This window comes from Nonomuraea sp. NPDC049421, assembly GCF_040677005.1.
Lineage (GTDB): Bacteria > Actinomycetota > Actinomycetes > Streptosporangiales > Streptosporangiaceae > Nonomuraea > Nonomuraea salmonea.
Genome location: NZ_JBFAQA010000015.1, coordinates 116297 through 130241, shown reverse-complemented (window position 1 = coordinate 130241; position 13945 = coordinate 116297). Strand labels below are relative to the sequence as shown.

Below are 13945 nucleotides of genomic sequence, written 5' to 3'. Positions count from 1 at the left end.
CCTATGGGGTCATATGTCAGGAAAGCCGCCGAGCGCGCGGCCAACAGCGGCCGCCACCGACTCCGGGCCCGCGTGAGGGAGGATCGCGGCGATGTGGGAGTCGGGCCTGATGAGCCATGCCTCATCCGGCCCGGCGCCGAGCCTCTCAGCGAGCGAGCCAGTCCCATCGATCTCCGCGAGCCCGCGAACGGCGAGCGGCGCCGTAATGACCTTGCCCAAGACCTGCACAAACAAACTCGAATCGCACATATCACCCAATAGCACGAGGAATCCGTCTCGTGTAATATCGCGCAACCTGCCGCCCGGCACGGCCAGGTCAGGCAGGATCACGCCGGGTGACGGCGGGCACACCGCGCCCTTGGGCGGCCGGCCGGCGAAGGGGCGTGAGGGCTCGGGCGTGGTCAGGGGCGAGCCGACGTACCAGAAGGGCTCGGCGAAACGCCCCGAGTCGACCTCGTCCACCCGCCCGCCCTCCAGCACGGCCCGCCGCCGCATGCGCTCCTCCACCGTGCGCGGCACGAGGAAGCGCATGGTGGCGCCGGTCACCTCCAGGTTCTCCACCGCCGCCGCGTGCCGCTCCACGTGGTACGACTCCAGCAGCCCCGCCCCCGCCCACCCGTTGAGCACGAAGGCGAGCTTCCACGCCGCGTTCTCGGCGTCCGGCACCCCGGAGTTGAGCCCGCGCGCCCCGAACGGCGCCACCAGGTGGGCGCAGTCGCCGGCCAGCAGCACCCGCCCGACCCGCATCCGCGAGGCCAGGCGCGCGTGGAAGCGGTAGGTGCTGTGCCACAGCAGCTCGTACGGGCGGTCCCCGATGACCTGCCGGACCTTGCGTGCGATGTCGGCGTCGGTGGGGATGAAGTCGGGCGCGATCTGCCAGTCGATCCGGTACGTGCCCCCGGGACACGGGTGGATGAGCACCTGCCGCCCCGGGTTCCACACGGGGTCGAAGTAGAAGCGGCGCTCGTTCTCCCAGCCCGGCAGGTCGGCCTTGATGTCGCAGATCAGGAACTGGTCGTCGAACGTCTCCCCGGTGAACGACACGCCGAGCGCCGACCGGATCGCCTGCGCCCGCGCGCCCGCGCAGACCAGCACGTACGGCGCCCGCAGCCGCCGCTGCCCGCAGTGCACGGTGACGCCGGAGTCGTCCTGGGTCAGGCCGGTGACCTCGTGCTCCCAGCGCACCTCGACGAGCGGCTGCGCGGCGATGGCCGCGTCGAGTATCTGCTCGGTGCGGGTCTGGGAGATGTTCACGCACGGCGGCAGCGGCCCCTCGCGCTCGAACGTCCACGACAGCAGCTCGCGGTCGCGGTAGTAGGTGCGGGCGGTGGTCCAGGCCAGGCCCTCCTCGGCCACCTGCCCGGCGCCGGCGGCGGCCCAGATGTCGAGCACGTCGCGCTGCTGGCAGATCGACTTCGACCCGCCGGACCCCCGGCCCGGCCGCTGGTCGAGCACCAGCACCTGAACGCCCCACCGGGCCAGCAACAGCGCGGCACTCTGCCCGACCGGTCCCGCGCCTACGACGATGACCTGCGGCTCGGCGCTCATGACTGGAGTTCGTCCCAGACCTGGCGGTCGCGCTCCGCGGTCCAGATGCGCGGGCGCTCGACGCCGTGCAGCTCGTCCCACAACCGGGAGACGTTGAACGGGAGGCAGTGCTCGAAGATGGGCCAGGAGCCGTAGCGGGGGGCGAGTGCGCGGTGTGTGCGCTCGAACGCCTCCTTCACCGACTCCGACGCCCCGACCTCGCGCAGCATGACGGTCAGGAAGTCGCGGGTCTGGCCGATGGCGGCCGCGACGGCGTCCTCGCCCTCGGCCACCGCGCCCCTGCCGCCCACCAGCGTGCGCGCGCCGAGCGCGGCCACCCGGTCGAGCGTCGTGGAGGCCCAGTCGCGGTGGAAGGCGTCGCCGGTGTAGAGGGCGGCCTGCGACTCCACCAGGTCGCCGGCGAACAGCACGCGCTGCTCGGGCAGCCAGGCCACCAGATCGCCCTCGGTGTGGCCGCGCCCGCAGTACTGCAGCACGAGGTCGCCGCGCCCGCCGCCCAGGTCGATGGTGAACCGGTCGCTGAACGTCGCGGTCGGCCAGGTCAGGCCGAGGATCGAGGCGGGCTCCTCGAACAGGCGGGGCATCCTGGCGTACTCGCTGGCCCAGTCCTGGGCGCCGCGCTCGGCGATCAGCTCGCGGGTCTTCTCGTGGGTGACGATCACCTCGGCGCCGAACGCCGACGCGCCCAGCACCCTGACCGCGTGGTAGTGCGACAGCACGAGGTAGCGGATCGGCTTGTCCGTGTGCTCGCGCAGCCGGGCCAGCCACCGGCGGGCCGCCACCGGTGTGGCCAGGGCCTCGAAGCAGACGAGGAAGTCCTCGCCCTCGACGGCCCCCACGTTGGGGTCGCCCTCGGCGGTGAGCGCGTACACGCCGTCCGCCAGGATCTCCAGGGACTGCCGCTTCTCGCCGAGGTCCGCCGACGAGGCGAACGGCTTCGCCATCGCTGTCTCCTCCCGCTCAGGGCGCCGCCGTCCCGGGGCCGGGGCGGTGTGCGCACTCCTAGGAGTCTCTTCCCACCGGCGCGCCGGAAGTCCCGGCGGCGCGCCCTTGACAGGCGTGTCCCGCCGGTGATTGGTTTACCGAACATTCGGTCAGTTGACAAGGGAGACCTTCGTGGAGAGCGCGCGGCGCATGATGGACGCCGACACCGCCTCCGCCGCCCTCGGCATCGAGCCCGCGGAGCTGGGCGACGGCCGGGCGGTGTGCCGGATGACCGTGACCGAGCGGATGGTCAACGGCCACGGCCTGTGCCACGGCGGTTACGTGTTCCTGCTGGCCGACACCGCGTTCGCGTGCGCGTGCAACAGTCATGGGCCGGTCACGGTGGCGGCGGGGGCGGAGATCACGTTCGTCTCCCCCGCCCGCGCGGGTGACGTGCTGATCGCCGAGGCGGAGGAGCGCACCCGCTACGGCCGCAGCGGCATCTACGACGTCACCGTGCGCAGGCCGGACGGTCAGGTGGTCGCGGAGTTCCGCGGCCGGAGCCGGGAGCTGAAGTGAGACGGCCATGAGACTGGGACGACCCCCCGCCCCCGACGAGCTCGACCCGATCGAGCGCGTCTCCCGCGACGAGCTGGCGGCACTCCAGCTGGAGCGCCTGCGGCACACCCTCGACCACGCCTACCGCAACGTCCCGCTCTACCGGGAGAAGTTCGACGCGGCGGGCGTGCACCCCAGCGACTGCAAGGAACTCGCCGACCTGGCCGAATTCCCCTTCACCACGAAGGAGGACCTGCGCGAGAGCTATCCGTTCGGCATGTTCGCGGTGCCCCGCGAGCAGGTGGCGCGGATCCACGCCTCCAGCGGCACCACCGGGCGGGCCACCGTGGTCGGCTACACCAAGCGCGACCTCGACGTGTGGGCCGAGGTGATGGCCCGCTCGATCCGCGCCTCCGGCGGGCGGCCCGGCGACATCGTGCACGTGGCCTACGGCTACGGCCTGTTCACCGGCGGGCTCGGCGCCCATTACGGGGCCGAGCGGCTGGGCTGCACGGTGGTGCCGGTCTCGGGCGGCATGACGCCCCGGCAGGTGCGGCTCATCGCGGACTTCCGGCCCGACGTGATCATGGTGACGCCGTCGTACATGCTGGCGCTGCTGGACGAGTTCAGGGCCCAGGGCATCGATCCGCGCGCCACGTCACTGCGGGTCGGCATCTTCGGCGCCGAGCCGTGGACGGAGCAGATGCGCGCCGAGATCGAGGACGCCTTCGACCTCGACGCCGTGGACGTCTACGGCCTGTCGGAGGTGATGGGTCCCGGCGTGGCCAACGAGTGCGTCGAGACCAAGGACGGCCTGCACGTCTGGGAGGACCACTTCTATCCCGAGACCGTCGATCCGTTCACCGGGGAACCGGCCGACGAGGGCGAGCTGGTCTTCACCACGCTGACCAAGGAGGCCATGCCGGTCATCCGCTACCGCACCCGCGACCTGACCAGGCTGCTGCCCGGCACCGCGCGGCCCGCGTTCCGGCGGATGCGGAAGGTGACCGGGCGTACCGACGACATGATCATCGTGCGGGGTGTGAACGTGTTCCCCACCCAGATCGAGGAGGTCGTGCTCGGCGTCGAGGGTCTGTCGCCGCACTTCCAGCTCCGCCTCACCCGTCCTGGGCGGCTCGACGTGATGACGGTCAGGGTCGAGGCGCGGCCGGGGTTCGGCGAGGGGCGCGAGGCGGCCGCTCAGGCCCTGCGCGGCGCCGTCAAGGAGACCGTGGGCGTGAGCGTCGAAGTCGAGGTGGTGGACCCTGAGACGCTGGAGCGGTCGGTGGGCAAGCTGAAGCGCGTCATCGATGAGCGTCATGATTGAGACCACCACGAAGCCCAGGCGCGGTCGCGGGCTCGATCCCGAGTCGGTGCTGTCGATCGCGGTCGGCGTCTTCAACGAGCGCGGCTACGACGGCACCAGCATGGAGGACCTCGCCAAGGCGCTCGGCGTGACCAAGTCGGCCATCTACTACCACGTGCCGGGCAAGGAGCAGCTGCTCGCCAGGGCGCTCGACCGGGCGCTCGACGGGCTGTTCGCGATGGTGGCCGACGAGCGGGCCGCGAAGGGTGCGGCCATCGACCGGCTGGAGTGGGTCGTCAGGCAGAGCGTGCGCATCCTCGTCGAGCGCCTGCCGTACGTGACGCTGCTGCTGCGGGTGCGCGGCAACAGCGGCACCGAGCAGGCGGCGCTGGAGCGGCGGCGGGAGTTCGACCGGTTCATCACCGGGCTGGTCGGCGAGGCGGTGGCGGAGGGCGGGATCAGGGCGGACGTCGATCCAGGGCTGGTGACGCGGCTGCTGTTCGGCACCGTCAACTCGATCACCGAGTGGTATCAGCCGGCGCGCGGCGGCTCGGCCGACGATCTGGCCGACGCGCTGCTCATGATGGCCTTCAGCGGCCTGCGGCCTACTGGCTGAGCTCGCCGCGCGGCTTTTCCTGGACGGCCTGCTGGGCCGGGGAGGGGGCCTTGACGCGCAGGTCGGCGCGGATGGCCTGGCCGAGCTTCTTCGTGGCCATGCGGTTGAGCGCGCCGCCGGCGATGGCGCCGGTCAGGAAGGGGCCGAAGGTGGTGAGGTGGCGGCCGAGCGTGCGCATGAGGCGGTTGCGCAGGGCCGTCTTGGTGGCCGCTCCGAGCGCCAGGGAGACGGACGCGGGCGCGAGGGGGTCGATGCCGCGTTGCTTGGCCCAGGCGGCGGTGAAGGCGACGGCGCGCTGCGCGCCGGATCCCTGGACGTGGACGCCGTAGACCTCGTGCAGCTCGGCCAGCAGCTTGACCTCGATGGCGGCGACGACGATGGTCTCGGCGACGAGCTGGGCGGGAGCGGAGAGCAGGAGGGGTGGCGCGGCGAACTCGGCCGCGGCCAGTGCTCCGCCGATGGCGCCGACCGTCATCGTGGCCTTTTGAGCGGTGCGCACCAGGTCGTCGGCGAGCTCTTCGCCGGTCAGGCCGTGGTGGTGCTCGGCGAGGGTGTGCAGGTCTCTGATCGGGATGCGCGGCGCGATGTTGAGGAAGACGTCGGCCAGCCAGCGGCCCCGGCCCGCGCCGGTGGCCCGCGCCCGCTTCGCCCCGGCGGACAGCGCCTGAGCGAGTCGGCCGAGCAGCCTGCGCCGCTCGGCCGGCTCCAGCTCACCCGGAGCGGTGAGCTTGCCAACGAGCTCGCCGACCTCACGATCGGGGTCGGCGACCTCACTGCCCGCTTGGCGGTCTTTCTCCGGTTCGGCCACGCGATGCCTCCGTAATTCATGTCGCGATCGCTCGGGTTCGTGGGCTTTGGTCGTCTTCGGTCCCTCTACCCCGAGCTCGTTCGCTCCAGTGATCAGGCGGCGCACTCCCGGCAGACCTGCTGACCGTTCTTCTCGGAGGCCAGCTGGCTGCGGTGGTGCACCAGGAAGCAGCGCGAGCAGGTGAACTCGTCGGCCTGACGGGGGATCACCCGCAGGGAGAGCTCTTCGTTCGACAGATCGGCACCGGGCAGTTCGAGCGACTCCGCCAGGTCGGTCTCATCGATGTCGATGCTGCCGGACGACTTGTCGGTGCGCCGCGCCTGGAGTTCCTGGAGGCTGTCTTCACCCAGGTCGTCGTCTGTCTTGCGCGGGCTGTCGTAGTCGGTAGCCATTGTGCTTACTCCATCCCCCTCATCTATATGTCTTCGCGCTCATCGCGCGTCTTCTAACGTCCGGGAAGCCCATCTTGTGCCCGTTCCGTCGGGGAGATTTCCCATCGGTACCCCGAGGAAACGGACCACGAACCTCCCAACACGTCAGGGCCTGCTGCCGTCGGCAATGGTTAGCCAAATATGGCGAAACCCACAGCCTTGGCGTCATGCACCACCGTGTTCGACGGCACATCCAACCACATGTGCGGCGAGAACGAGACGCCCCCATGCGACAACACGCGGACGAACACGTCAGAACGTCACCACGTCAGCGCCGCGGCAGCCTAATGGTCACCACGAGCCCCCCGCCATCACGTGGCACAGCGGCCACATTCCCACCGTGGGCCTGCACGACCGCGCGCACGATGGACAGCCCGAGACCCGCTCCCTTGGCCGAATCCACCCGATCCGCATGAAGCCTCCTGAACGGCTCGAACAGGCTGTTGACCTCGTACGCGGGGACGTGCTGCCCCGTGTTGGCCACCTGAACAACCAAGGCACCGTCCGCCATTCCCGTACGGATCCAGACTTTTCCGCTTTCGGGAATGTTGTACTTCACCGCGTTCTCCAGCAGGTTGCTCACCGACCGCTCCAGGAGCACCGGATCGCCCACGGTAGGCGCGCTGACCAGTTCGGTGGTGACGGTCACACCGTGTTCGGCGGCGAACGGCACGACCTGTTCGACCGCCGTCTGCGCGACCTCCTTCACGTCCAGCGGTTTGCGCACGGCGAGTTCGCGTTCGCTCCTGGCGAGCAGCAGCAGTCCTTCGATGAGCTTCTCGTTACGCGCGTTGACCTCAAGGAGGGTACGCCCGAGCGCTTTGAGGTCCTCGGAGGCCGCCGGATCGGAAAGCGCGATCTCCAGGACCGTCCTGTTGATGGTGAGCGGAGTGCGCAATTCGTGTGAGGCGTTGGCGACGAATCTCCGCTGGGTGTCGAAGGCGACGTTGAGCCGGGTGAGCATGGCGTCGAAGGTGTCGGCCAGCTCCTTCAGCTCGTCGTTGGGGCCCTCGAGCGCGATGCGCTGATGGGCCAGCGTGCTCTCCGACAGCTTGCGCGCCGTGGCGGTCATCCTGGCGACCGGCCGCATCGCCCTGTCGGCCACGAAGTAGCCGATGATCAGCGCCAGGATGCCCACCCCGAACAGGGCCATCACCGCGCTCTGCAGCAACTCGCCGCGGGCGTTGTGCACGGTCGCCTCTTTGGCCTGCAGCCACTGGTTCTGGGCGATCGCCGCATCGATGGGGTTGATGCCCCGCGTGTCCAGTGTCGGCCACTCGTTGCCGATGGACGCCCCGACGATGGCGTACATGGACAGCAGCAGGGCCACGGCGGCGCCGAACACGAGCGCGCCGTAGGTGAGCGTCAGGCGCCAGCGGATGCTGACCTTGCCGGGAAGCTCCTTCACACGTTCCATGGTGGAGCGTGGGGTGAGCTGCCGCGCGGGCGGCGGTGGGCCGTCCCACACCGGTGGTCCCGTCGGGGGCGGCGGCGTCTCCTGGACGCGCGTCGCCTTGCGTTCCGAGTGCGGGCTGATCATCGGATGCGTCGGGCCCGCTTCGCGCTCTGGCCTGTCCGTCACAACTTGTACCCAACCCCGGGCACGGTCTCGATCACCTGAGGCTCGCCCAGCTTCTTCCGCAGCGTCATCATGGTCACCCGGACCACGTTCGTGAAGGGATCGATGTTCTCGTCCCATGCCTTGTCCAGCAGGTCCTCCTGGCTGACCACGGCGCCGTCGGCCCGCATCAGCTCTTCGAGCACCGCGAACTCCTTCTTGGTCAGCACGACCTCCCTGCCGTCGCGCTCCACCAGCCGCTTGCCCGGGTCGAGCCTGATGCCGGCGCGCTGCAGCACGGGAGGCAGCGCGGGGGCCGAGCGCCGGCCGAGCGCGCGCACCCTGGCCACCAGCTCGATGAACACGAACGGCTTGGCCAGGTAGTCGTCGGCGCCCAGGCCGAGGCCCTCCACCTTGTCGTCCACGTCGCCCGAGGCGGTCAGCATGAGGATGCGGGAGGCCGTCCGCTGCTCGACCAGCCTGCGGCACACCTCGTCACCGTGCACGACCGGCAGGTCACGGTCCAGCACGATCACGTCGTAGTCGATGTAGGAGGTACGCTCCAGCGCCCCGCCGCCGTCGTAGGCGACGTCGACCGCCATGGCCTCGCGCCGCAACCCCGTCGCGATCGCGTCGGCCAGCACCCGCTCATCCTCAACCACCAGCACGCGCACGCCCGGTACACCTCTCTCCGATTCTGGTCACTCATTCTGGCCACAACCTCGATAAGCGCACGGTAAGGCATGTTCCGGCCACCCGGGACCGGCCGGAGGCCCCCGTGCGGGCGCGGCTTACCGAGGCTTGGAGAAATTCATGTTTCGGAGGGCGACAAGCCGGGGTATGCCGTCGGGACACCCATTGCCCAGGCTTCATCCGGCAATGGGGAGACTTCGCCCTTGGACGGATCGAACCCCCGGAGAGTAGGTGAGATGGGCGAGTTCACGACCACGATCGAACACCGCCTCGACCAGGCTTACAAGGGCCTGCGGGAGGCCCGCAGCGTCGGCGACGACTACCTCGCCGACACCCTCACCGCCGAGATCGAGGACCTGCGCCGCCTGGCCGACGATCACGGCATACCGTTGCCCCGCTAGCGAGACGCCAAACGGCCGGAGCCACGCTCCGGCCGTTTCGCACCTGACGCACTCAGGCTCCGCGCAGCGGATCCAGTGACGCAAGGAGGTCGTGCAGCTCCTCGAACAGGCCGGGAGCCGCGCACAGCGCGAACTCCGAGCTGACCGGCCGGCCGTGCAGGCCGCCGAGCCTGGCGCCCGACTCGGTGGCCACCAGCCCGGCCGCCGCGAAGTCCCACTGGTTGACGCCGCGCTCGTAGTAGGCGTCGACCCGGCCCGCCGCCAGCGAGCAGATGTCGATGGCGCACGAGCCGCCACGCCGGATGTCGCGCACCCGTGGCAGCACCTTCGCCACGACCTCGCCCTGGCTCTCGCGGCGCGCCTTGGCGTAACCGAACCCGGTGGCGACCAGCGCCTGCGACAGCGGCACGCCGGTGTTGCAGCGCAGCCGCTCGGCGCCGAGCCATGAGCCCTCGCCGAGCGCCGCGGTGTAGACCTCGCCGCGCTGCGGCACGTTGACGACGCCGGCCACGACCTTGCCCGCCACCTCGACGGCGATCGACACCGCCCAGTCGGGCAGGCCGTACAGGAAGTTGACGGTGCCGTCGATCGGGTCGACGATCCAGCGCACGTCGCCCTCGCCCGGCGCCTCGCCCTGCTCCTCGCCGAGGATGCGGTCATCGGGCCTGGCGGCCAGGATGCGCTCGCGGATGAGCGCCTCCGACGCCTTGTCCAGGGTGGTGACCACGTCGGTGGGGCTCGACTTGGTCTCGATCTCGCGGGACATCGTGGGCCGCTTGGCGAGCAGCATGTCGCCGGCCTCGCGGGCGATGTCCTCGGCGAGCCTCAGGAAGTCCGTCATCAGGCCACCGACTCCGGGCGCTTCCACTCCTGGCCCAGCACGTGGTGGCCGAGGAAGGCGAGCACGGTCTCGTACCAGGCGACGATGTTGCCGGGCTTGAGTATCCAGTGGTTCTCGTCGGGGAAGTACAGGAACTTCGCGTCGACCTCCGTGCGGCGCAGGTCCCACCACAGCCGCAGCGCCTCGCCGATCGGCACCCGGTAGTCCTTGTCGCCGTGGATGACGAGCATCGGGGTGGTGATCTTGTCGACGGAGTTGTGCGGCGACAGCAGCTGGTAGCGCTCGCCGCCGGGCTCGCCGAACTCGCGCTGCCAGTACATCGCGGCGTCGGTGGTGCCGGCGAACTGGTCGAGGTTCCACAGCGAGGCGTGGGTGACGATGGCCTTGTAACGGTCGGTGTGGCCGGCGAGCCAGTTGGCCATGTAGCCGCCGTACGAGCCGCCCATCGCAGCCGTGCGCTCGGCGTCGATGTCGTCCCTCTCCAGGGTGGCGTCCACGATCGCGTCGAGGTCGGCCTGGGTGCGCGGGCCCCAGTTGCCCCAGCCGCGGTCGATCATCTCCTGGCCGTAGCCGGTGGACATGCACGGGTCGGGCATGAGCACCGCGTAGCCCTGCTGGGCGAGGATCCACGACTGCCAGCGCCACTGCCAGTCGTTCCAGGAGCCGAGCGGGCCGCCGTGCACGAACAGCACGAGCGGGGCCGGGTCTGCGGCGGAGGCGGTCTCGGGCACGGCGAGCCAGCCGCGGACGGTGGCGCCGTCGTCGGCGGTGGCGGTGACCTCGGCGAGCGTGCCGGGCACCTCGGGGCGCGGCGCGGGCGACGGCAGGTCGGTGACCTCGCCGGTGACGGCGTCGATCCTGGCCGGCCCGGGGGCCAGGGCGACGCCGCTGTGCAGGGCGTAGACGAAGCGGCCGTCGGGCGACGGGTTGACGTGCAGGTACGCGGCGTCGTCCCCGGTGAGCCTGGTGACCTCGCCGTCGAGCGGGACGCGGAAGACCGGCCGGCGGCCCTGGTGGTCGGCGACCAGGTAGACGGCCGAGGAGTCGGGGGCCCACTGGACGTCGGTGGGGAACGCGTCGGGCGTGTACTCGCGGCCCTGCCCGGTGGCGAGGTCGGCGATCCACAGCGTGCTGCGCGCGGAGACGTCGTAGCCGGTCCTGCGGTCGCGGGCGCAGGCGAGCTTCGTGCCGTCGGGCGAGACGGCCAGCGGGCCGCCGAAGTCGTGGCCGTCCTCGCTGAGCAGCACGCGGCGCTCGCCGGTGGCCACGTCGATGACCACCAGGTCCGTACGCGACTCGCCCTTGGGCAGGTAGACCTGCCACGTGGTGATCACGGAGGCGCCGTCGGGGGCCAGCTCGAACGTGCCCTGCCGCAGCGCGTCACCGGCGTCGGGCGTCAGGTCGCGGACGTCCTCGAGCCGGTCGGCGCCGAGCCGCGCGGCGAAGAGCCGGGGCCGGCCCGGGCCGAGGTCGTGGTCCCAGTAGCGGACCGGGAACTGCTCGTGCAGGATGGCGCTGATCCCGGCGTCCTTGCGGGCCTTGCGCTTGTCGGCGTCGGCCGACTCCTCGCCGTCGAGCACGTCGGCGGAGAAGACCACCACGTCGCCCGCCGTGCGCACGGCGCCGATGCCGCCGGCCCTGCTCGCCACCTGGCGGGCCTCGCCGCCGGCGCGGGGCAGCAGCCACAGGGCGGGCACCTCGTCGGTGGCGTCCTTGACGGTCGGGTCGGGGCGGGCGGAGGTGAACAGCACGTCGCCGGCCGCGGTGAAGACGGCGGCCGATTCGCCCTTGGCCGAGCGGGTCAGCCGGTACGGCTCGCCGTCCACGGGAATCGCCCAGAGCGCGGTGCCGTACGACTTGCCGTCGGGGTTCAGGGACTGCACGGCGGAGATCAGTCTGGACCCGTCGGGCGACAGCTTGAGCGAGAGAACTCGGGGGATGGCCACATAGTCGCGTATGTCGTTGAATGCGCTCACCCGACCGAACCTACCTCGCGGCGAGGACCGCCGACATCCCCGCATAGGGTTGTCACGTGGGAATTTACGACGCCTTGCTGGTCTTGTCGTTCGGCGGCCCCGAGGGTCCCGACGACGTGATGCCGTTCCTGGAGAACGTCGTGCGCGGCCGTGGCGTGCCGCGCGAGCGGCTGCTCGAAGTGGCCGAGCACTACCAGAGCTTCGGCGGGGTCAGCCCGATCAACCAGCAGAACCGTGACCTGGTCGAGGCGCTGCGCCCGGTCGCCGGGGTGCCCGTCTATTGGGGCAACCGCAACTGGCACCCGTTCGGCGAGGACACCGTGCGCCAGATGAAGGCCGACGGGGTGCGCAAGGCCGCGGTGTTCGCCACGTCGGCGTTCGCCGGCTACTCGAGCTGCCGCCAATACTACGAGGACATCGACCGGACCTCCGTCGAGGACGGCCCCGAGCTGGTCAAGATGCGCCACTACGGCGAGCACCCCGGGTTCGTGACGGCGATGGCCGACCGCACCAGGGCGGCCCTCGAGCGGCTCGGCCGTGACGACGCCAGGCTGGTGTTCACCGCCCACAGCATCCCCACGTCCATGGCCGAGACCGCGGGCCCCGAGGGCGGCCTCTACGAGGCGCAGCTGCGCAGGAGCGCCGAGCTGGTGAGCCGGGCGCTGGGCCGCACCGAGCCGTGGGACCTGGTGTGGCAGTCGCGCAGCGGGCCGCCGCAGGTGCCGTGGCTGGAGCCCGACGTCTGCGACCACCTCCGCAAGACCGACGCGCGCTCGGTCGTGCTGGTGCCGATCGGGTTCGTCTCCGACCACATGGAGGTCGTCTACGACCTCGACACCGAGGCCAGGCAGGTGGCCGCCGAGCTGGAGCTGCCGATGGAGCGGGCGGCGACGGCGGGCACGCATCCGGCGTTCGTGCGGATGGTGCGCGAGCTGATGGACGAGCCCGAGCCCGTCCCCTGCCCGCTGACCTGCTGCCCGCCCCCGCGCAGGCGGCCTCAGGCGTAGGCCCTACGCATAGGCCTTCGCGTAGGCGTCGGCGATCGACATCACCTTGTTCACGTAGTCCCACGAGTGGTTGTAGAACCAGATCGCCTTGCGCAGCCGCTCGCCGCCCTGCCCGGCCTTGTTGGCGCACAGGTAGTTCGCCGCGCCGGGCACGGCGTCGTACGGGCTCCAGATGTCCTTCTTGCCGTCGCCGTCGCCGTCCACGCCGTAGTGCTTCCAGGTGGCGGGCATGAACTGCATCGGCCCGAGCGCGCCGGCGCTCGACGGCCCGTTGTTGCGGCCGTGCCCGCTCTCCACCTGCCCGATGGCGGCGAGCACCGTCCAGGACAGCCCGGGGCAGCGGGTGGCGGCGGCCTTGTAGAGCTCCAGATAGCTGCCCGGCCGGCCCACGGTGACCTGCTGCTGGGCCGGCGGCTGCCGCCGCTTGGGCGTACGGGCGGCGGCGTCGAGCACGACGACCTGGCTGCGCTTGCCGAGCAGCTTCTTCACGCCCGTCTTGCTGATCTTGCCCTCCTTGCCGTGCAGCAGCACGGCGACGCCCTGCGCGAACCCCAGTGACCTGCCGAGATCGGTGCTGATGAGCCCGTCCACGCCGTGCAGCCCGAGCGAGGCCGAGGCGGCGACGCGCAGCCTCGGCCCGCCGTCCACCTGGTAGACGGCCCCCAGGATCATGCCGAACTTCTTCATCGCGTCCGCGTCGGCGACCAGCTCGCCCCTGGTCAGCGCGCTCCACACGGCGGGCTGGTCGGCGACGGGCTGCGGGGTCCAGGAGCGGAACTCGGCCGGGTCCACGGCCAGCAGGTTCAGCGACGTGCCCGACACCTTGACGGCGCCGGCGTCCACCACGGCGACCTTCTGCACGTGGGACAGCTCGCCCAGCCGGAACCTGGTCTGCTTGGGCACGGTGCCGGCCGCGACGGCGAGCACGCGCGGCGGCGTGACGGTGACGCTGGGGCCGCCCTCACCGAAGTCCTTGACCGGCTCGGCGGTGGGCACCATCTCGTCGAGGCGCGGCGCGGGCGACTGCTGGGGCGTCTGTTGGGGGCGCAACCTGCGTACGGGCTGCTCCTGGGCGGTGCCGACCAGATCCTCACCCAGGACGACCACGACGCCCCCTGCCGCGGCGGTGACCACGAGCACGGCGGCGACCATGAGCATGACCGCGCGAAAGCTGGGAAGACCGGACACTCGGGACACGTTAACTCACCCCTGCGCGAAATCACTTGCCATCCGGACATACGGTGCGCAATGGTTAGCCCGCTCAGGCTCAAGTAAGGG

14 protein-coding genes are annotated in these 13945 nt (G+C 71.0%); 5 read left to right on the top strand and 9 right to left on the bottom strand.

All coding sequences use genetic code 11. The features are described 5' to 3' along the window. Positions 1-9: 9 nt before the first annotated feature. Together AB0K18_RS25545 and AB0K18_RS25540 are read right to left on the bottom strand one after the other, a co-directional pair. A complete protein-coding gene (locus tag AB0K18_RS25545) occupies positions 10-1548 on the bottom strand; it encodes an FAD-dependent monooxygenase (RefSeq protein ID WP_364918586.1) in 1539 nt (512 codons plus the stop codon). Beyond that, the gene (locus AB0K18_RS25540; RefSeq protein ID WP_364918583.1) at positions 1545-2492 is read right to left on the bottom strand and encodes an MBL fold metallo-hydrolase; all 948 of its coding nucleotides are present in this window, start codon (positions 2490-2492) and stop codon (positions 1545-1547) included. The genes AB0K18_RS25545 and AB0K18_RS25540 overlap by 4 nt, the downstream gene beginning before the upstream one ends. A gap of 190 nt (positions 2493-2682) precedes the next feature. On the opposite strand from AB0K18_RS25540, the gene paaI reads away from it, so the two are divergent. Genes paaI through AB0K18_RS25525 form a run of 3 tightly spaced genes read left to right on the top strand, consistent with a single transcriptional unit; the run spans position 2683 to position 4952 of the window. Next, complete coding sequence (gene paaI / locus AB0K18_RS25535; RefSeq protein ID WP_355413540.1) at positions 2683-3051, top strand: hydroxyphenylacetyl-CoA thioesterase PaaI; 369 nt, start codon at positions 2683-2685, stop codon at positions 3049-3051. A gap of 7 nt (positions 3052-3058) precedes the next feature. Continuing rightward, positions 3059-4357 carry a phenylacetate--CoA ligase PaaK gene (paaK, locus tag AB0K18_RS25530; RefSeq protein WP_364918580.1) on the top strand — a complete coding sequence of 433 codons (1299 nt, stop codon included), beginning with the start codon at positions 3059-3061 and terminating at the stop codon, positions 4355-4357. Further along, the gene (locus AB0K18_RS25525) at positions 4350-4952 is read left to right on the top strand and encodes a TetR/AcrR family transcriptional regulator (protein WP_364918577.1); all 603 of its coding nucleotides are present in this window, start codon (positions 4350-4352) and stop codon (positions 4950-4952) included. Before paaK ends, AB0K18_RS25525 begins: the two co-directional genes overlap by 8 nt. Here AB0K18_RS25525 and AB0K18_RS25520 read toward each other — a convergent pair. From AB0K18_RS25520 to AB0K18_RS25505, 4 genes are all read right to left on the bottom strand, one after another. Further along, positions 4942-5760 carry a hypothetical protein gene (locus tag AB0K18_RS25520; RefSeq protein WP_364918574.1) on the bottom strand — a complete coding sequence of 273 codons (819 nt, stop codon included), beginning with the start codon at positions 5758-5760 and terminating at the stop codon, positions 4942-4944. The two genes, AB0K18_RS25525 and AB0K18_RS25520, sit on opposite strands and share 11 nt — an antisense overlap. Before the next feature lie 92 nt (positions 5761-5852). After that, the gene (locus tag AB0K18_RS25515; protein ID WP_020542847.1) at positions 5853-6152 is read right to left on the bottom strand and encodes a DUF4193 domain-containing protein; all 300 of its coding nucleotides are present in this window, start codon (positions 6150-6152) and stop codon (positions 5853-5855) included. 307 nt (positions 6153-6459) lie between these two features. After that, complete coding sequence (locus AB0K18_RS25510) at positions 6460-7608, bottom strand: HAMP domain-containing sensor histidine kinase (protein ID WP_364918811.1); 1149 nt, start codon at positions 7606-7608, stop codon at positions 6460-6462. Positions 7609-7769: 161 nt separating this feature from the next. Then, on the bottom strand, positions 7770-8423 hold the full coding sequence (locus AB0K18_RS25505) for a response regulator transcription factor (RefSeq protein ID WP_345387406.1): 654 nt from the start codon (positions 8421-8423) through the stop codon (positions 7770-7772). 255 nt (positions 8424-8678) lie between these two features. Between AB0K18_RS25505 and AB0K18_RS25500 the strand changes: the two genes are divergently transcribed. Then, entirely contained in the window at positions 8679-8843 is a 165-nt protein-coding gene (locus AB0K18_RS25500) for a hypothetical protein (RefSeq protein ID WP_165974805.1), read from the top strand. A gap of 52 nt (positions 8844-8895) precedes the next feature. Here AB0K18_RS25500 and AB0K18_RS25495 read toward each other — a convergent pair whose 3' ends face one another. Continuing rightward, positions 8896-9684 carry an inositol monophosphatase family protein gene (locus AB0K18_RS25495; protein WP_364918572.1) on the bottom strand — a complete coding sequence of 263 codons (789 nt, stop codon included), beginning with the start codon at positions 9682-9684 and terminating at the stop codon, positions 8896-8898. Continuing rightward, entirely contained in the window at positions 9684-11705 is a 2022-nt protein-coding gene (locus AB0K18_RS25490; protein WP_364918570.1) for a S9 family peptidase, read from the bottom strand. The genes AB0K18_RS25495 and AB0K18_RS25490 overlap by 1 nt, the downstream gene beginning before the upstream one ends. A gap of 11 nt (positions 11706-11716) precedes the next feature. Here AB0K18_RS25490 and AB0K18_RS25485 point away from each other — a divergent pair, with 11 nt between their 5' ends. Next, positions 11717-12667 (top strand): ferrochelatase, encoded by a 951-nt coding sequence (locus tag AB0K18_RS25485; RefSeq protein WP_364918568.1) that lies wholly within the window; start codon positions 11717-11719, stop codon positions 12665-12667. 3 nt (positions 12668-12670) lie between these two features. Here AB0K18_RS25485 and AB0K18_RS25480 read toward each other — a convergent pair whose 3' ends face one another. Next, positions 12671-13855, bottom strand: a complete 1185-nt coding sequence (locus AB0K18_RS25480; protein WP_364918566.1) for a lytic transglycosylase domain-containing protein — start codon at positions 13853-13855, stop codon at positions 12671-12673. Positions 13856-13945: the final 90 nt, after the last annotated feature.